Origin of the sequence: Pedobacter africanus, assembly GCF_040548825.1 — a bacterium.
Lineage (GTDB): Bacteria > Bacteroidota > Bacteroidia > Sphingobacteriales > Sphingobacteriaceae > Pedobacter > Pedobacter africanus_A.
The window spans coordinates 607965-624709 of record NZ_JBEPSL010000002.1 but is presented as its reverse complement, the minus strand read 5'-3'; the positions used below and the strand labels follow the sequence as shown (position 1 = coordinate 624709).

The following is a 16745-nucleotide window of genomic DNA, read 5'->3' as shown; positions in this document are numbered from 1 at the left end:
TGATCAGGAATTTAACGATTGGTTATTTCCTGATCTAAATTAAAATTACATTAAGAAAGTTAAGAACATATGAACCCTTTAGTTCTCCCAAGTATAGGATTAGTTTTTTGGACAACAGTAGCTTTTGTTGGTCTGTTGATTTTGCTTAGGAAGTTTGCCTGGAAACCAATTCTGGCATCTATTCACGAGCGTGAGCAAAGCATCGATGAAGCTTTAAACAAAGCTGAACTGGCTAAACTTGAAATGGCGCGTTTAACTACTCAGAACGAAGAGTTGATTAAACAGGCCCGTGCTGAGCGTGATCTGATCCTTAAAGAGGCAAAAACGCTGAAAGATAATATTGTTAATGAGGCCAAAACACAGGCGCATAACGAAGGCGCCAAACTGATTGAAAAAGCAAAGATTGAAATCGAGAACCAGAAGAAAGCAGCTTTAGCCGAATTGAAAAATCAGGTTTCCACTTTATCACTGGATATAGCTGAACGCGTATTGCGTAACCAGCTTCAGGATAAAGCTAAGCAGGAGGATTTAGTTGCTAATCTTTTAAAAGATGTTGAATTAAACTAATTGGTTTTTGTTTAGCTAGATATACCCTAAAAAATGTCAGAAAATAAAGCAGCATCAAGATACGCCAAATCACTAATTGATCTTGCAAAAGAGCGCAATGCCCTTGAGGAGATTAAAAATGATATGGTTTTTTTAGAGCAAGTGATCGATCAGAACCCGGAACTGGAAGCCATTCTTAAAAATCCTATTGTTCCTTTGGACAAAAAATCAGGGATACTGGAAAATATACTTGGCGCTAAGGTTAATGAAGCTACCAGAGCTTTTGCAAAGCTGATTGTAAACAAAGGACGCTCTGCAATTCTATTTGATATATCAAAATCATTTATAGCCCAGTACAATGCCCTTAAAGGTATCGTAACCGCTTATGTAACTACTGCTACTGAACTTACTGCCGAGAGCAGGGCGGAGATTGTAGCTATCGTAAAGAAAGAAATTGGTGCCAACGAAGTAGTGATCAGAGAAAAAGTTAATGATAAACTGATAGGGGGCTTTATTTTGAAAGTTGGTGACAGGCAGTTTGATGCCAGCATTGCCAGCAGTTTAAATAAACTTAAAAAAGAATTTGCCCAGGGGATTGCATAATCCTGAGGGAAGATATAGATAACAAATACTGAATTTACAAAAGAAATAATATAAAATTATGGTAGAGGTAAGACCAGACGAAGTATCGGCAATTATCAGGCAACAATTGGCGGGCTTCAAATCAGAAGCAGAACTTGAAGAAGTTGGTACTGTATTGCAGGTGGGCGATGGTATTGCCCGTGTTTATGGTTTAACTAAAGTTCAATCGGGCGAATTAGTTGAATTTGAAACCGGCTTACAGGGAATTGTTTTGAACCTTGAAGAAGATAACGTGGGTGTGGTACTTTTAGGCCCATCCGACAATATCAAGGAAGGTGATACGATAAAACGTACTAAAAAAATTGCCTCTATTAAAGTTGGTGAAGGTATGTTGGGTCGTGTGGTAAATACATTGGGTGAGCCAATTGATGGTAAAGGACCTATCCTTGGTGAAACCTATGAAATGCCGATAGAGCGTAAAGCTCCGGGCGTAATCTACCGTCAGCCGGTTACCGAGCCTTTACAAACAGGTATCAAAGCGATTGATGGAATGATTCCAATTGGCCGTGGTCAGCGTGAGCTGGTTATTGGTGACCGTCAGATTGGTAAAACTGCTGTATGTATCGATACCATTATCAACCAAAAAGAATTTTATGAAGCAGGTAACCCTGTATTCTGTATCTATGTAGCCTGCGGACAAAAAGCAAGTACTGTAGCAAACATTGTACGTACTTTAGAAGAAAATGGTGCAATGCCTTATACTGTAGTTGTTGCTGCTTCTGCTGCTGAGCCTGCTCCGCTGCAGTTTTATGCTCCTTTCTCGGGTGCAGCTATCGGTGAGTTCTTCCGTGATACAGGAAGGCCGGCATTAATCGTTTATGATGATTTGTCTAAACAGGCTGTTGCTTACCGTGAGGTTTCTCTGTTGTTGCGTCGTCCACCGGGCCGTGAGGCTTATCCTGGTGACGTATTCTATCTGCACAGCCGCTTATTGGAGCGTGCAGCTAAGATCAACTCAAACGATGAGATTGCAAGAGATATGAATGATTTACCTGAGTCATTGAAAGGTATCGTTAAAGGTGGTGGCTCATTAACCGCACTTCCTATCATCGAAACTCAGGCTGGTGACGTTTCTGCATATATCCCTACCAACGTAATTTCAATTACCGACGGTCAGATCTTTCTGGAAAGTAACCTGTTTAACTCTGGTATCCGCCCGGCTATTAACGTAGGTATCTCGGTATCACGTGTAGGTGGTAACGCTCAGATCAAATCGATGAAGAAGGTTGCCGGTACTTTAAAGCTGGATCAGGCACAATACCGCGAGCTGGAGGCTTTCTCTAAATTCGGTTCTGACCTGGATGCCGCTACCAAATCTGTATTGGATAAAGGTGCACGTAACGTGGAGATCTTAAAACAAGGTCAGTTCTCACCAATGACTGTTGAAAAACAGGTTGCGATCATTTATGTAGGTACCAAAAACCTGATGCGTTCTGTACCTGTAAATAAAGTGAAAGAATTTGAAGCTGAGTACCTGCAGCAACTGGAACTGCGTCATCCTGATACTTTAAAGGCTTTAAAAGCTGGAAAATTTGATGACCAGATTACTGGCGTACTGGAAACTGTAGCAAAAGAGCTGTCAAGCAAATACTAATCACCAGGTACTATCTACTATAAATTAAAAAATGGCTAATTTAAAAGAAGTAAGAATTCGTATAGCATCGGTGCAATCTACACAGCAGATTACCAAAGCCATGAAAATGGTTTCGGCTGCCAAGTTAAAACGTGCTACCAATGCTATCATACAATTACGTCCTTATGCAACCAAGCTTAAAGAGATCTTAGGAAATCTTTCTGCAAGTCTGGAGGCGTCATCTTCACCTTTCATACAGGAGCGTGAGCCGAACAAGGTGCTAATTGTAGTGGTTTCTTCTAACCGTGGTCTTGCCGGTGCGTTTAACATGAACGTAATTAAAGCTGCGAATAATTTAATTGCTGAAAAGTATAGCGAACAGCTGAAAAATGGCAACGTAAGCATTGTAGCAATTGGTAAGAAATCCCAGGATTTTTATGAGAAACGTAATTACAATGTAATTGGAAACAATAACGAAGTATTTTCAGCACTTACTTTTGAAAATGTAACCAAAATTACAGATGCCATCATGGATGGTTTTGTTAAGGGAGAGTTTGACAGGGTTGAGTTGGTTTACAATAGGTTTAAAAATGCAGCAGTGCAAATTTTAACAACTGAACAACTGTTGCCATTGCCTAAAGCAGAGGAAGCCGCAGATGTTAAAACCTCAAATGTAGATTATATCCTTGAACCTTCTCAGGAAGAAATTGTAGCACAGCTGATCCCTAAATCTGTTAAGATCCAGTTGTACAAAGCTGTACTTGATTCGCATGCATCTGAACATGGGGCACGTATGACTTCAATGGATAAAGCAACTGAAAATGCCGGCGACCTGCTGAAAGCTTTAAAACTTTCGTACAACCAGGCACGTCAGGCCGCAATTACTACCGAACTTACCGAGATCGTAAGTGGTGCGGCAGCATTGAATGGTTAATCGTATCTGATATAAAGAAAAGGCCCGGATCACATAGATCCGGGCCTTTTTTGTTATTGGAGGTTAAGGATGTTCTTATCCTTGGGATATTTTACTGAATAGCTGATCCGGATGGTTTCGGTAGCTCCGGGCTTCAGGTTAAGTTTCCAGGTAAGCACCCCGGTTTCTTTGTTTACCGAGGCCCCGCCTGCATTTAAGAGTTCTACTTCCATATCCTTATCTGTGGACACCGGGTACTGATCTTTCAGTAAGAGGTCTACGGCTTCTTTTTTTCCGTTGCGCAATCGGATTTCATAGGTAAAGGTTTGTTTTTTGCTGTTGCCGATAAATTTGACGCCTGTTTGCTCCGCTATCTTCTCTCTTTTGATGGTGATCTTTTTATCTCTGCCCATACTCAGGTTCAGGGTGTCGGTAGTGGCATTGGGGTTGATGAAGGATTTGCCCACATAGCTATTTTCGAAAATGATATTCGCCTCCCCAGGTAGCAGGTTCAGTTTGTCGTAATTTGTGATTTCGGCCATCAGGAACGCATCTCCATCCATTTTAGGCACACTGTAGTATTTGAATATTGCAGGCTGACTAAACTCTTTCAGAATTACACTATGGGGCTTGCTGTTGGAGGCGATATCGTAGGGGATTTCAATATCAAAAGTAGCGTTGAGCATATTCTCGTTCTGCTGAACTACAGGCGCGCTAGCCTGTTTTTCCATTAGCGGCAGCGCTTCCTCTTTAACTACAGGTGCCGGCATCGCCATAGATTGAATCCTGTTCTGGTACATTAGTTTTTTGTTTCTATAAGCATATTCAGGCTCTCCGAACTGCAGGAACCAGGCCGATAGCAGCGGGGCTGTGCCATTTTGGGATGGGTTGCCGGTAGAAAGGCTCAGCTTTACCTTTTTCCAGTCGAGCCCGGTAGACTGCGTTACGTTTGCCTTATAGACAATTTTAAGTGGTGCTATGGTATTTTCTGCCCTCAGGTCGTAAAAGGCAATCCAGGCTGCGCTGGGTGTCAGGTAGCTGATGTTCAGGTCTGCATTGGCCGCTGTAGAGGCCATCAGCTGCAAAATGATCTGCCCGGATGTGCCACTTTTGTCCAGACTCAACTCCTGCAGCTGACGCTGCATTCTTGCGATCTTTTTTTGTTGTAATGCTTCAGCTTCTTTAAGATTAAAAATGTTGTTCCTGAGTTCCAGTTGTTTGTTTTTGTAGTAGTCGGCTACCTTCATCAGTTCTGCAACATTTACACCGGTATTGGATCCGCCAATGGCCTGGTTTTTATCGAGCAAAACCAGCAGGTTTTCTTCTACAATGCGCTTGGTTTCCAGTTTGTTCAGTTCTCTTTTGATGAACTGCAGGCTGTCTTCCACTTTAACATAAGCCGGGCTTTTGTTCTCGTTCTTTAAAAAGTCCCTGGAGAAGCTGGTGGATAAAATGGTCACATTGGAAGGTACACTGATCTGAATACTGCTTTCATCAACTGTGTTGGCTACATTGGCCAGAATGATTTCACTGGTGCCTGCAGGGAGGCTGACTTTGGCTTTATGGTTTAGTTCGGCCCCCAGGCTGTAGACGGTAACCGATTCCAGCTGGCTATTAAATATACGGGGGGACTGGGCATAGCCGCAGAATGTGCTAAAACTTGCTAATAATATTAAAATGATCCGTTTCATAAAATGATGTTTTTGTAAAGATGCAGGTACTAAAGTTAATCCATAAGCAGAGATAAGATAAAATTTTATAGTCGTGTTGTTCTGCTTTTTAGCTAATTAATATTATTTTTGTGCCATTAAATAAAAATAGTATGGAACAGACACCAAAGCACAATACAGAAAGCATGAAGAGAGCTAACGAGACTTCAATTTATAAATTGATGACCGTAGGGGTATTAATCAGTATTTTGGGTGTTTATTTGCGTTTTGCTGCAGATTCTACTACTTTGTCAATCGTGTCGTGGGTAATTCTGACCATTGGTTCTATCATCGCATGTAAAGCCGTATTTAAGATACTGGACGCTTAAGCTGTACAAATAGATTTTTAAAATAAGGCCCTCATCAGCTCAGGTTGATGGGGGCTTGTTCGTTTGTAATATTTTGGCTAGGACAAAAAATCACAGGTTACTTTGTCATGCTGTCGGTATAAAGGAGAAATCTAACCATTGATATTATGAAAAAGTATTTCATTTACGTAGCAATTGTTCTGGGCGCATGGGGCTGTCAGAACGCCAATAAATCACGTGAAAGTGCAGCAGACGCGACAGCTGAAAATCTTGAAGCGAGTGATTCTACACTTGCTGAAAAGATCATTAAAACTGCCGACATGCGTTTCAGGGTAAAGGATGTACAGCAAACGAAAGAGAAGTTAAGTGCGGCCATAAGGGCCGAAGGTGGCACCATTGCAGAGTTTAGCATTCAGAGCAATATCCAGCAGAGCGAAAAAGTTAAATATTCAGCCGATTCGCTGCTTGAGCTTACGGCGTACAGAACGGAAGGGGCCGTTACGGCAAAAGTTCCTTCTGATAAACTGGACGAGTTTACCAATAAGGTTGCAAAAATGGCGGTATTTGTCGACTTCCAGTCGATGAAACTTGATGATCAGAGCCTGGTTTACCTGAGCAATAAACTCAAAAACCAGAACCGGGTAGAGGCAACACAGCAGTTGAACAAACATGCAAACAAAAAAAGCAATAATGTAGAAACTGCCCTGGTGGTTAAGGATGATTATGTAGATAAGAAGATTCAGAATATGCAGATCGACAGTCGGGTACAATACAGCAACATTACCCTTAACTTTTACCAGGACAACACCGTTAAAAAAATGATTGTAGCCAATGATACCCTGTATGATTACAAGCCTGATTTCCTGCGCAGGTTTGTGTTAAATATTCAGAACGGATGGGTAATCTTTAAAGAATTTGTTCTGATCTTAACGAATTTATGGATGTTGTTCCTGTTGCTGATAGCCGGATATTTTACCTTCAGGTATTACAGGAAAAAACGCACGCAGGTGTAATCAGCTTATTTTATTCTTTTTTTATTGTCTTTAACAAAAGACTCCCATCCAGAGTAGGTTTTGCCCTTGCCGGCATTACCTACTTTTTGAAAAGAATGACAAACGGCTACGGCGAGTCCGTCGGTAGCATCCAGAAACTCAGGCGTTTCTTTAAAATCCAGCAGCCTTTGCAGCATGGCTGCTACCTGCTCTTTCCCGGCACTGCCGTTCCCCGTAATGGATTGCTTTATTTTTCGGGGCGCATATTCATTGATGGGTATATTCCTGGATAGGGCCGCTGCCATGGCAATCCCCTGGGCCCGGCCCAACTTTAACATTACCTGGATGTTTTTGCCGTAAAAAGGAGCTTCAAGAGCCAAAGTATCTGGTTTGTACTCGTCTATTAAGTTTATTGTTTTTTCGAATATCCGCTGCAGCTTTAGAAAGTGATCTTCGAGATGGTCCATCCGTACAATACCCATACTGATAAGTTCAATTTTGCTTCCCCGCTCCAGGATCACGCCATAGCCCATTATTGCTGTTCCCGGGTCTATGCCCATGATCACCCTTTCCTTTTTTTCAGCCAACATACAACAATATTAAGCATATTTGCAGAGAGTAAAAGCAAAAAAATTGACATCCCATTATAAAAAAATACTTTCCTACCTTCTTAAAGCCGCGATTGTAACTTTTGCATTCTGGTTTATATATCAGAAACTATCGGCTAATCAGAATTTAAAGGAATTTGAAAAGCTTTTGACCCAGGTACCACGCCAGGAAATCATCATTGTACTTACTACTGTATGTTTGTTAATGCTGATCAACTGGGGATTGGAGGCTTTTAAATGGAAGCGGCTCATTGCAAGGGTTGAACAGATCAGTTTGTGGAGGGCGGTTGAATCTGTTTTTTGTGGATTAACATGGGCTGTATTTACCCCAAACCGCATAGGGGAGTACGGAGGCCGTGTATTTTTTTTATCGCCTAAAAGAAGGATTATAGGTGTAGTGGCCATGGCCGTAGGCAATATCGGGCAAATGGTGCTTACCAATGTTTTTGGAGCCCTGGCCCTGAGTATATTTATTTATCGGTTTGCAAATATTGACTACCGCCTTTTTTATGCATTGGTGGCCCTGACAGTAATGTTTTGCACATTTTTTATTATTTTTTATTTTAATATCAGGTGGCTCAACGGCATATTACTTTCGATGCGCTTTACGCGTAAATACAAGAAATTTTACAACATTTTAGCACGATACAGCAAAATGGAGTTGCTAAAGATCTTATTGTTTTGCCTGGCCCGTTACTTGGTATTTAGTACCCAGTATTTTATCCTTTTTTTCTGGCTGATTCCCGAGATCCATCCGCTGGATATCCTGATGATGGTCAGTATTCTTTTCTTCGTACAGTCTACTTTACCTTCATTGGATTTATTTGACATTGGGGTTAGAAGTGTCACAGCATCTTACTTTTTTGGTTATGTAACCACCCATGATGTAGCTGTAATTGCATGTACTGCCAGTATATGGCTTATAAATATTATAATTCCTGCTATATTAGGCTCTTATTTTGTGTTTAAACTTAACTTTTTTGGAAATACTCAGCATAATTAGTGTCATTTCTTCTTTTTTAACGGTTTTATATATCGTAGTTGTTATCGCTTTTATAAGAGGTTGGCATAAGCTGAGCTATTTTATACAGCAAAAGCAAAACCTGACGACAAAAGTATCTGTGCTGGTAGCTGCACGTAATGAATCAGGAAATATTGCTAAAACCATAGAAGATCTGCTGGCCCAAAACTATGATAAACAGCTTACAGAACTCATTTTTGTTGATGACCATTCGACTGACCAGACCGCTGAGATTATAGAGTCTTATGCGGAAAGGGGTGTTAAGCTGATTCGCCTTAATGAAGGACAAACACTCAATTCCTATAAAAAGAAGGCCATTCAAACCGCCATTGCCCAATCTTCAGGCAGTTTAATTGTGACCACCGATGCAGATTGCAGAATGGGGCCCGACTGGCTCAAAACAGTAGTCGGCTTTTATGAGGAAAAAAACTACAAGATGATTTCTTCTCCGGTAGCTTATTTTGAAGAAAAGAGTTTCTTTGAACGCGCTCAAACGCTGGAATTTTTGTATCTGATTGGTTTGGGGGCCTCTACCATTGGCAATAAAAAGCCATCCACCTGTAATGGGGCTAATCTGGCTTACGAAAAGGATGCTTTTTATCAAGTAGGAGGCTTTAAGGGCATAGATGATCTGGCTTCGGGCGATGATGAATTGTTGCTGCATAAGATGGCAGCGAAGTTTGAGGGCAATATTGGTTTTCTGAAAAATGAAGCAGCAATGGTGTATACCCACCCTAAAGCTACGCTGAAGGAGTTTATTCAGCAACGCAAAAGATGGGCTTCAAAAAGTACCCGTTACAAGAACAAGTCTATCATTGTATTGGGGGTTTGTGTCTGGCTATTTAACCTGAGCATACTTGTGAATATTGTGGCAGGGATTTTTAATATCTTTTATCTGAAGCTGGCTTTGGTTCAGCTGCTGTTAAAAATGATAGCTGAATACTTATTTTTATACGATGTAACTGGTTTTGCCAAAAGGCGAAAATTACTGGTGTTATTGCCTGTTCTTAACCTGCTGCACATTTTATATATCGTTTATATCGGTATTGCAGGAAATAGTGGAAAGTATAACTGGAAAGACAGAATGGTAAAATAAATGGAAAACAACAGCAGCCCTTCAGCTAAGATATGGAAGCGTTTTAAGCAAAATAAAATGGCTTTTGGTGGCTTGCTGTTTATTCTGCTGCTCGCTTTGATGGGCATTCTGGGCTACCTGATTACGCCCGACCAAACGCCAATGGCCAATACCATGCACCTGCAGTTGAGCAATAAAAAGCCGGGCCGTACTTTTGATTTTTTAATCGTCAGCAAAAAGAAAAACATTAAAAAGGTAAATTTTCTGGAGCGGATGCTTTACGGACAAGAAGCAGATTTTAAGAGCATTCCGATAACAGCGCACCGTGTAGAAGGAAACAAAGTATATGTGAGGGAATATATCGGAGACGATGAACAGGCAGAAGAAGCTGTGTATCCTTTTAGAGGGGCAGAGCAACGGTACCAGCAAACCTATTGGCTGGGAACCGATATGTATGGGCGTGATTTACTGAGCCGGTTGATCCTGGGCATCCGTGTATCCTTATCGGTAGGACTTATGGCGGTACTGCTATCCCTTTTCATTGGGGTAGGTCTGGGTGCGCTGGCGGGTTATTTTGGCGGTAAAACAGATGCTGCCATCAGCTGGTTTATGAATGTGATCTGGTCGCTGCCATCTTTATTGCTCGTCATTGCCATTTCCTTTGCTTTAGGGAAAGGTTTCTGGCAGATATTCATTGCTGTGGGGTTGTCTACCTGGGTAGATGTGGCGCGTTTGGTACGGGGCCAGGTAATGGCGCTTAAAGAAGTTGAATTTGTCGAAGCAGCTAAGGCGCTTGGATTTTCGACTTCAAGGACCATAACCAGGCATATATTGCCAAACATTGCAGGTCCTGTACTGGTGGTGGCCTCTGCAAATTTTGCTGCTGCGATTTTGCTGGAAACGGGCCTGAGCTTTCTAGGGTTTGGTGCACAGCCGCCTATGCCCAGCTGGGGAGGGATGATCAAGGAACATTATGGGTACATCATCATGGATGCTGCTTATCTTGCAGTACTTCCGGGATTGGCCATTATGCTTACGGTATATGCATTTAATTTACTGGCCATTGGCCTGCGTGATGCTTTTGATGTTAAATCGCAGAATATATCTGTGTAAAGCTAATTTATTAACTTTGTGTTATGCTACTGAACTGTTATCAGCAAGAATTTCTGGAAGCCGGCTGTGATGAAGCCGGCAGAGGCTGCCTGGCTGGCCCTGTATTTGCAGCGGCTGTAATTCTGCCCCCCGATTTCATTGCCGGAGAGCTGAACGATTCCAAGCAGCTGAGCCATAACCAGCGTAAAAAACTCAGACTCATCATAGAAAAGGAAGCAATTGCCTGGGCGGTTGCTGCGGTAGACAACATAGAGATTGATCAGATTAACATTTTAAACGCTTCTTTCCTGGCCATGCACAGGGCAATAGAACAGCTACATGTGCAGCCTCAATATTTAAGTATTGATGGTAACAGGTTTAAAAAATATGCCGATATTCCGCATGCCTGTGTAGTTAAAGGAGATGGTAAATATCTGAACATAGCGGCGGCGTCTATACTGGCAAAAACCCACCGGGATGAGTTTATGGAACGCATAGCCGAAGAGTATCCGCACTACCAATGGCAGCAGAATAAAGGCTATCCAACAAGCGTACACCGTACGGCGGCGCTTCAATATGGGCTTTCGCCATACCATCGTAAAACTTTTACCGTTAGTCCGCCACAGCTTAAGCTCTTTTCCGAAATATGAGGGATAATTAGTATTTTCACATAATTTGAAAACACTGATCCTCACAAACAGAGTTCCTTTTCCGCCCAATAGCGGCTATCCTATAGTGGTTTACAACACCATTAAAGGCTTGCTGAAACTTGGGGCAGATATCACTTTGTTCAGTATCAACACCAACAAACATAGAATTGATGTGGATGATATTTACGATCCTGTTTTTGAACAGATAAAGTTTCATTCCTTTAGCATCGATACAGAAGTGAATGTATGGGGGGCACTGATCAATATCTTTTCCAATGAATCGTATAACGTATCGCGGTTTTTTGATGAGGATGCAGCGCGTTTACTGGAAGAAATTTTAAAGGAGAATGAATTTGATATCATTCAGTTTGAAGGACTGTTTGTTGTACCTTACCTGGATGTTGTGAAAGCGAACAGTACGGCGAAAGTAATTTACCGGGCGCACAACATAGAGTTTGACGTATGGGAGCGGATTGCCATGCGCGAACAATTTACGCCCAGAAGAAAATACCTGCAATTTCTGGCCCGGCGCCTAAAGCATTATGAAACGGAACAGATCAACCGTTTTCACCAGGTATTTGCCATCAGCGAGCCTGACAGGCAAAACATTCTGAAGATGGGCTGCGAGACCGCCTTAGAGGTTTTTCCGGTTGCCCTTGATTTTGAAAAGTACATTACAGACCCTTCTAAAACCAGCTTTCCTACGCTTTTTCATCTGGGGGCTATGGATTGGAGGCCAAACAAGGAAGGTCTGGAATGGTTTCTGGATGAAATATGGCCAGACATAGAAAAACTCAACTCTGAACTCCGGTTTTATATTGCCGGGAAGAACATGCAGCGCCAGTTTTTTGAATATGATTCTGACAACCTGGTGGTAGAGGGCGAGATATTTGATGCTGTAGAGTTTATCAATTCCAAAGCCATTATGATTGTACCGCTTTTGTCTACCAGTGGGATGCGGGTAAAAATTATTGAGGGCATGGCTATGAGTAAATGTATCATCGCTACAAGTATGGCAGCAGAAGGAATCAGTTGCGAGCATGGGAAGGATATCCTGATTGCCAACACGGCCGATGAATTCTACCGCTCTATTCTGCAATGCATTACCAATCCTAAAAAGTGGCGCGAAATAGGCGACAATGCCAGAAAAACCGTGGAAAGGGACCATGATATCAACCGGATCTCCAAAAGAATGATGGATATCTATGAAAAATTAATTAGTGGCTAAATTTATATACCTTTGCCGAGTTTTTATAGATATTAAACTGTATGAAGAATACCGCACTAACCGATAAACACATTTCATTGGGCGCCAAAATGGTGCCATTTGCAGGATACAATATGCCTGTTCAGTACGAAGGGATTAATGCAGAGCATGCTGTTGTAAGAAGCAGTGTCGGCGTTTTTGACGTTAGTCACATGGGTGAATTTATCCTGAAAGGTGAAAATGCACTGGATCTGATCCAGCGCGTAACCAGTAATGATGCTTCAAAATTGTATGATGGCAAAGTTCAGTATTCCTGCCTGCCAAATGAAGATGGCGGTATTGTGGATGATTTGCTGGTTTACCGTATCGATGAACTTACCTATATGCTTGTGGTAAATGCTTCAAACATCGAAAAAGACTGGAACTGGATTCATAAATTCAATACCAAAGGTGTTGAAATGCACAACATATCTGACAAGACCTCTTTGCTGGCTATTCAGGGACCAAAAGCTGCCGAAGCATTGCAAAGCTTAACAGATGTTGATCTGGCTTCGATGGAATACTACAACTTTGTTAAAGGCCGTTTTGCAGGCATCGATAACGTATTGATCTCTGCAACAGGTTATACCGGTGCAGGCGGGTTTGAAGTTTATTTTGAAAACGAACATGCTGATGCGATCTGGAATGCAATTTTCGAGGCTGGCGAACCATTTAACATCAAGCCCATTGGCTTAGGTGCCAGGGATACCCTGCGCCTGGAAATGGGTTTCTGCTTGTATGGCAACGATATTGACGATACCACTTCGCCAATCGAAGCTGGTTTGGGTTGGATCACTAAATTCTCTAAAGTATTTACGAATTCAGAGGCGCTGCTTGCACAGAAAGAAACTGGTGTGAAACGCAAGCTGATCGGCTTTGAAATGATCGACAGAGGGATTCCCCGTCATGATTATGAAATTGTTGATGCCGATGGCAATGTAATTGGCCGTGTTACCTCAGGAACACAATCGCCTTCCCTGCAAAAAGCCATTGGAATGGGCTATGTAGACAAAGCCTTTGCCAAAGAAGGAACAGAGATCTTTATCCATATCCGTAGTCAGAAGATCAGGGCCAGAATTGTTAAATTCCCTTTTTATAAATAATTAATCTTACACTGCAATAGCACATCAATTGCCCCGCATGCAAAAAAAAAGCATAGAAGTTTGTTTAACGCCCGCATTGTTAAGCCTGTACGACATTCAAGAAAGCGTTGTTGTGGTTATTGATATTTTAAGAGCCACCTCGTCAATGGTTTATGGGATTGACAATGGTGCCGAGGCCATCATTCCCGTTGCCCATGTTGAAGATTGCTTAAGTTATGCAGATAAGGGCTTTTTGCTGGCTGCAGAGCGAAATGGAGAAGTTGTTGAAGGTTATGACTTTGGCAATTCTCCATTTTCCTATATCGCTGATAAGGTGAAAGGTAAAACGGTAGTCCTCACTACCACAAATGGTACCAAGGCCCTGCACATGGCCCGTGAAACAGCGCATCAGGTAGTGATCGGTGCTTTTCTGAACTTAAAAGCGTTATGTAACTGGCTTAAGACCCAGGAAAAAGATGTATTGCTGCTTTGCGCAGGATGGAAGGACAAGTTTAATCTGGAAGATACCTTGTTTGCCGGTGCGGTTGTAAATGAACTGCGTAAGGATTTTACCCATTTTGATGATTCCTGTATTGCAGCGGAAGATCTTTACCTGCTGGCGAAAGAAGACCTCAGGGGTTATCTGCACAAATCGTCGCACAGTCACCGCCTTGCCGAATTGAACATAGAAGACGATGTAAGGTTCTGCCTGCAGCTCAACGTCTGCCAGGCCATACCTGTGCTTATAGGCGAGGCTTTGGTAGCGATGGATCCAGCTAAAGGCTAAGGGTGCTTAGCGTTTCACTGTTTTTTATCGTTTTGAGTGCTTCTTCGTAGGCCAGCCAGTAGATGGTTTCGGCTTTGGCCATATCGAAGGTATTGATACTGCCCATCCCTTTGGGCTCTACAAGGATATTGCATAAAGCTACTTTTTGTTCCATATCTCTGTTGACAGACATGATGGCTGCCCTGGTCATCAGTGAAGTAAACTTAGTGATCTTATCTACCGGGTTTAAATGGTTACAGGATGAGCCTATAATGAAATCACAGTCTTTAAGCAGAGGCTCTACCGGGAAATTGTTCAGTACACCTCCATCTACATACATCTGCTCATCGATCATGATGGGCTTAAAAATGCCGGGGATGCAGCATGATGCCTGTATTGCCCTGATGAGCGGTCCTTTATTGAAATACACCAACCTGCCTTCGCTGAAATTGGTGGTCGCAATGGTCAATGGAATTTTCAGGTTTTCGATCTTGTCTTCGGGGAAATAAGATTTTAGCAGATCGGAGGTATGTTCAATATTCACCAGACCCATAGCTCCTAAAGCTGGCCTTACAAAGCGCAGCAGCTTGGTTTTCATAAAAATACTCAGTCCTTCTTCCGGGTCTATACCGGCTGCGTAAAATGCACCGGCAATAGAGCCTGCGCTGGTACCGCTGATATGGCTAAACTGTATGCCAGCATTCATAAAGGCCTTTAAAACGCCTAAGTGTGCAATTCCGCGTATTCCGCCACCAGATAATACAATGCCTATTTTAGCCATACCTTAATTTTTATGATTTGGGCTTATATTTTGATTGCTGCAGTATTTTTTGCATGTCCTTTTCGGCCATCAGCTGCTGTAAGGTTACCTGCTTATTCTCCTGCATGTATTTTCTAACAATTTGCCAGCCAATCCATATGCCTAGCTTGGGGGCCGACTCATTTTTTTCTCCCAGGCCCGGGGTAAAAGGACCTTCACTTAAAAATACCTGTATTTTCTGATAGTCTGTTTCAAACAATAAATTGTTTTGCAGGTAATAGCCCCATATGTCGCTTTCAAAGGTTTTACACCACTCCAGCTGTTTGGTGGTATAGCCTATTTTTACAGAGTCGGGTGTTTCATCCGGTAATACCTGGTCCATAAAATACAGGATCTTCCCATTATAGATCATTTTGGCAAGCAATGAACGGTCTTCGTCCCGCTCCTTAAAAAGCTCCTCCCGGGCAAAGGTTTCCGTAGTACGGGGTACAATATATTCGGGCGTAAAGCGCCGCGATAAATACAAGGGCACACTTTCTACAATTGCCCCGTAGAACTTACTGTTTTTTCCTAGAAACATATCCAGTCCTATGCCCATGTAGTTGTCGCCGATAGGAGTTTGAACGGCAAAGCCCGAAATGAAAGCGACAAAGCGTGGTACCGTGGCCTTTGGATAATGATACCGGATGTATTTAAAAGTCTGCGTCAGCTCTTTTTCTATTGGTTTCATGTCGCTGAAAACACTGTCGGCCTCCCTGTTTAAATCGTAATAGGCCTGATCTTTATACAATGTAGATAAGATCTCTGTGTTGCTGTACTCAAAATTACCTACCATGCGATGTACGTAATCGTCGTAAAATGCGCCGTACTTTTTCTGGAGCAGTTCATCCGTTTGCTGCAGGCCTGCTGATTTTCCCTGGGCCAGGTCGCGGTCAAAGCGTTCAATTTTTACAGTAAGGTCGATATGGCTGACATCGGGCCTGGCCGACTGCTTACATGAAAAAAAAGTAAGGACAACAAGAAAAAATAGATAGATTTGACAGAGTTTTACGTTATATATCATCATAACAAATATACATATGAAAAGACTGTTTCCCGGCTTCCTGCTGATTTTTTTAAGCACCAACCTTTTTGCACAGCAGTTTAAATTACCCGAGTACGGTTTCCGGTTAGGCTTAACGGCACACCCTACAATTGGCTGGGTTAAACCTGAAACCGGAAAAAGCAATGGCGTTTCCCTGGGTTTTTCTTATGGATTGCTGGGTGATTTTAATTTTGCGGAGAACTACAGCTTTTCTACCGCTCTAACCATTACCACCATAAATGGTGAGAGTACTGAAGCGCAGACCGTAAATTCATCGCAGATTGCCATTGAAAGAAAGTATAAACTTCAGTATATCGAAATCCCGCTTACCATTAAACTGCGGACAGGCCAGTTGGGTGATGTACGCTGGTATGGACAATTCGGACTGTCCAACGACTTTAAAATAGGGGCAAAGCAGAGTGGAGATGGTGTGGTCAAAGATGGAGGTCAGAGCCCGGATAGCGAGCGCATTTCAAAGTATACCAGGTTTTACCGTGCCGGACTGATCATTGGGGCGGGTGCAGAATTTGATGTGGCAGATCATACCACAGTGGCAGCAGGACTTAGCCTGAACAATGGCTTTACCAATATCCGCAGCAGCGAAGCCAATAGCCTTCGCAACCATTACATTGGCCTCAATATAGGTGTATTCTTTTAATCGGTATTCTAAAGAAAAAA

General features: G+C 42.4%; 18 protein-coding genes. 14 read left to right on the top strand and 4 right to left on the bottom strand.

Translation table 11 applies throughout. From position 1 onward, the window contains the following. Positions 1–69 precede the first annotated feature (69 nt). Genes atpF through atpG form a run of 4 tightly spaced genes read left to right on the top strand, consistent with a single transcriptional unit; the run spans position 70 to position 3695 of the window. Positions 70–567, top strand: coding sequence for a F0F1 ATP synthase subunit B (gene atpF / locus ABIE26_RS12810; protein WP_310142346.1), 498 nt, complete (start codon positions 70–72; stop codon positions 565–567). A gap of 33 nt (positions 568–600) precedes the next feature. Further along, on the top strand, positions 601–1149 hold the full coding sequence (atpH, locus tag ABIE26_RS12805) for an ATP synthase F1 subunit delta (protein WP_310142347.1): 549 nt from the start codon (positions 601–603) through the stop codon (positions 1147–1149). 58 nt (positions 1150–1207) lie between these two features. Then, positions 1208–2782, top strand: coding sequence for a F0F1 ATP synthase subunit alpha (gene atpA / locus ABIE26_RS12800; RefSeq protein WP_084237869.1), 1575 nt, complete (start codon positions 1208–1210; stop codon positions 2780–2782). A 31-nt stretch (positions 2783–2813) separates the two neighbouring features. Next, the gene (atpG, locus tag ABIE26_RS12795; RefSeq protein WP_310142349.1) at positions 2814–3695 is read left to right on the top strand and encodes an ATP synthase F1 subunit gamma; all 882 of its coding nucleotides are present in this window, start codon (positions 2814–2816) and stop codon (positions 3693–3695) included. 53 nt (positions 3696–3748) lie between these two features. Here atpG and ABIE26_RS12790 read toward each other — a convergent pair whose 3' ends face one another. Next, the gene (locus tag ABIE26_RS12790; protein ID WP_310142351.1) at positions 3749–5365 is read right to left on the bottom strand and encodes a DUF4139 domain-containing protein; all 1617 of its coding nucleotides are present in this window, start codon (positions 5363–5365) and stop codon (positions 3749–3751) included. Positions 5366–5496: 131 nt separating this feature from the next. On the opposite strand from ABIE26_RS12790, the gene ABIE26_RS12785 reads away from it, so the two are divergent. Further along, positions 5497–5712 carry a hypothetical protein gene (locus ABIE26_RS12785; protein WP_084237866.1) on the top strand — a complete coding sequence of 72 codons (216 nt, stop codon included), beginning with the start codon at positions 5497–5499 and terminating at the stop codon, positions 5710–5712. Positions 5713–5858: 146 nt separating this feature from the next. Then, positions 5859–6704, top strand: a complete 846-nt coding sequence (locus ABIE26_RS12780) for a DUF4349 domain-containing protein (RefSeq protein ID WP_310142352.1) — start codon at positions 5859–5861, stop codon at positions 6702–6704. A gap of 5 nt (positions 6705–6709) precedes the next feature. Here the strand turns inward: ABIE26_RS12780 and ruvC are convergent, their stop codons facing one another. Next, positions 6710–7273 (bottom strand): crossover junction endodeoxyribonuclease RuvC, encoded by a 564-nt coding sequence (gene ruvC / locus ABIE26_RS12775; RefSeq protein WP_310142353.1) that lies wholly within the window; start codon positions 7271–7273, stop codon positions 6710–6712. A gap of 43 nt (positions 7274–7316) precedes the next feature. Here ruvC and ABIE26_RS12770 point away from each other — a divergent pair, with 43 nt between their 5' ends. Genes ABIE26_RS12770 through ABIE26_RS12740 form a run of 7 tightly spaced genes read left to right on the top strand, consistent with a single transcriptional unit; the run spans position 7317 to position 14244 of the window. Then, positions 7317–8294: a hypothetical protein gene (locus ABIE26_RS12770; protein WP_310142354.1), complete on the top strand. Its 978-nt coding sequence runs from the start codon at positions 7317–7319 to the stop codon at positions 8292–8294. Then, positions 8272–9408, top strand: a complete 1137-nt coding sequence (locus ABIE26_RS12765) for a glycosyltransferase family 2 protein (RefSeq protein ID WP_310142356.1) — start codon at positions 8272–8274, stop codon at positions 9406–9408. Before ABIE26_RS12770 ends, ABIE26_RS12765 begins: the two co-directional genes overlap by 23 nt. Next, on the top strand, positions 9409–10500 hold the full coding sequence (locus tag ABIE26_RS12760; RefSeq protein ID WP_310142358.1) for an ABC transporter permease: 1092 nt from the start codon (positions 9409–9411) through the stop codon (positions 10498–10500). It begins immediately after the preceding gene. Between the two features lie 23 nt (positions 10501–10523). Continuing rightward, positions 10524–11129, top strand: a complete 606-nt coding sequence (locus ABIE26_RS12755; RefSeq protein ID WP_310142360.1) for a ribonuclease HII — start codon at positions 10524–10526, stop codon at positions 11127–11129. Between the two features lie 25 nt (positions 11130–11154). After that, positions 11155–12357: a glycosyltransferase family 4 protein gene (locus tag ABIE26_RS12750; protein ID WP_310142361.1), complete on the top strand. Its 1203-nt coding sequence runs from the start codon at positions 11155–11157 to the stop codon at positions 12355–12357. 41 nt (positions 12358–12398) lie between these two features. Continuing rightward, positions 12399–13478 (top strand): glycine cleavage system aminomethyltransferase GcvT, encoded by a 1080-nt coding sequence (gene gcvT / locus ABIE26_RS12745; RefSeq protein WP_310142363.1) that lies wholly within the window; start codon positions 12399–12401, stop codon positions 13476–13478. 37 nt (positions 13479–13515) lie between these two features. Then, positions 13516–14244 (top strand): 2-phosphosulfolactate phosphatase, encoded by a 729-nt coding sequence (locus ABIE26_RS12740; RefSeq protein WP_310142365.1) that lies wholly within the window; start codon positions 13516–13518, stop codon positions 14242–14244. On the opposite strand, the gene ABIE26_RS12735 is transcribed toward ABIE26_RS12740, so the two are convergent. Continuing rightward, complete coding sequence (locus ABIE26_RS12735; RefSeq protein ID WP_310142367.1) at positions 14234–15004, bottom strand: patatin-like phospholipase family protein; 771 nt, start codon at positions 15002–15004, stop codon at positions 14234–14236. The genes ABIE26_RS12740 and ABIE26_RS12735 overlap by 11 nt on opposite strands. 10 nt (positions 15005–15014) lie before the next feature. Further along, positions 15015–16049: a gliding motility lipoprotein GldB gene (gldB, locus tag ABIE26_RS12730; protein WP_310142368.1), complete on the bottom strand. Its 1035-nt coding sequence runs from the start codon at positions 16047–16049 to the stop codon at positions 15015–15017. Between the two features lie 13 nt (positions 16050–16062). Between gldB and ABIE26_RS12725 the strand changes: the two genes are divergently transcribed. Further along, a complete protein-coding gene (locus ABIE26_RS12725; protein ID WP_310142370.1) occupies positions 16063–16725 on the top strand; it encodes a porin family protein in 663 nt (220 codons plus the stop codon). The last annotated feature ends 20 nt before the right edge of the window (positions 16726–16745 follow it).

Coding starts and splice junctions, on each gene's coding strand:
- atpF (WP_310142346.1), top strand. CDS start 70: ATGAACCCTTTAGTTCTCCCAAGTATAGGATTAGTTTTTTGGACAACA.
- atpH (WP_310142347.1), top strand. CDS start 601: ATGTCAGAAAATAAAGCAGCATCAAGATACGCCAAATCACTAATTGAT.
- atpA (WP_084237869.1), top strand. CDS start 1,208: ATGGTAGAGGTAAGACCAGACGAAGTATCGGCAATTATCAGGCAACAA.
- atpG (WP_310142349.1), top strand. CDS start 2,814: ATGGCTAATTTAAAAGAAGTAAGAATTCGTATAGCATCGGTGCAATCT.
- ABIE26_RS12790 (WP_310142351.1), bottom strand. CDS start 5,365: ATGAAACGGATCATTTTAATATTATTAGCAAGTTTTAGCACATTCTGC.
- ABIE26_RS12785 (WP_084237866.1), top strand. CDS start 5,497: ATGGAACAGACACCAAAGCACAATACAGAAAGCATGAAGAGAGCTAAC.
- ABIE26_RS12780 (WP_310142352.1), top strand. CDS start 5,859: ATGAAAAAGTATTTCATTTACGTAGCAATTGTTCTGGGCGCATGGGGC.
- ruvC (WP_310142353.1), bottom strand. CDS start 7,273: ATGTTGGCTGAAAAAAAGGAAAGGGTGATCATGGGCATAGACCCGGGA.
- ABIE26_RS12760 (WP_310142358.1), top strand. CDS start 9,409: ATGGAAAACAACAGCAGCCCTTCAGCTAAGATATGGAAGCGTTTTAAG.
- ABIE26_RS12755 (WP_310142360.1), top strand. CDS start 10,524: ATGCTACTGAACTGTTATCAGCAAGAATTTCTGGAAGCCGGCTGTGAT.
- gcvT (WP_310142363.1), top strand. CDS start 12,399: ATGAAGAATACCGCACTAACCGATAAACACATTTCATTGGGCGCCAAA.
- ABIE26_RS12740 (WP_310142365.1), top strand. CDS start 13,516: ATGCAAAAAAAAAGCATAGAAGTTTGTTTAACGCCCGCATTGTTAAGC.
- ABIE26_RS12735 (WP_310142367.1), bottom strand. CDS start 15,004: ATGGCTAAAATAGGCATTGTATTATCTGGTGGCGGAATACGCGGAATT.
- gldB (WP_310142368.1), bottom strand. CDS start 16,049: ATGATGATATATAACGTAAAACTCTGTCAAATCTATCTATTTTTTCTT.
- ABIE26_RS12725 (WP_310142370.1), top strand. CDS start 16,063: ATGAAAAGACTGTTTCCCGGCTTCCTGCTGATTTTTTTAAGCACCAAC.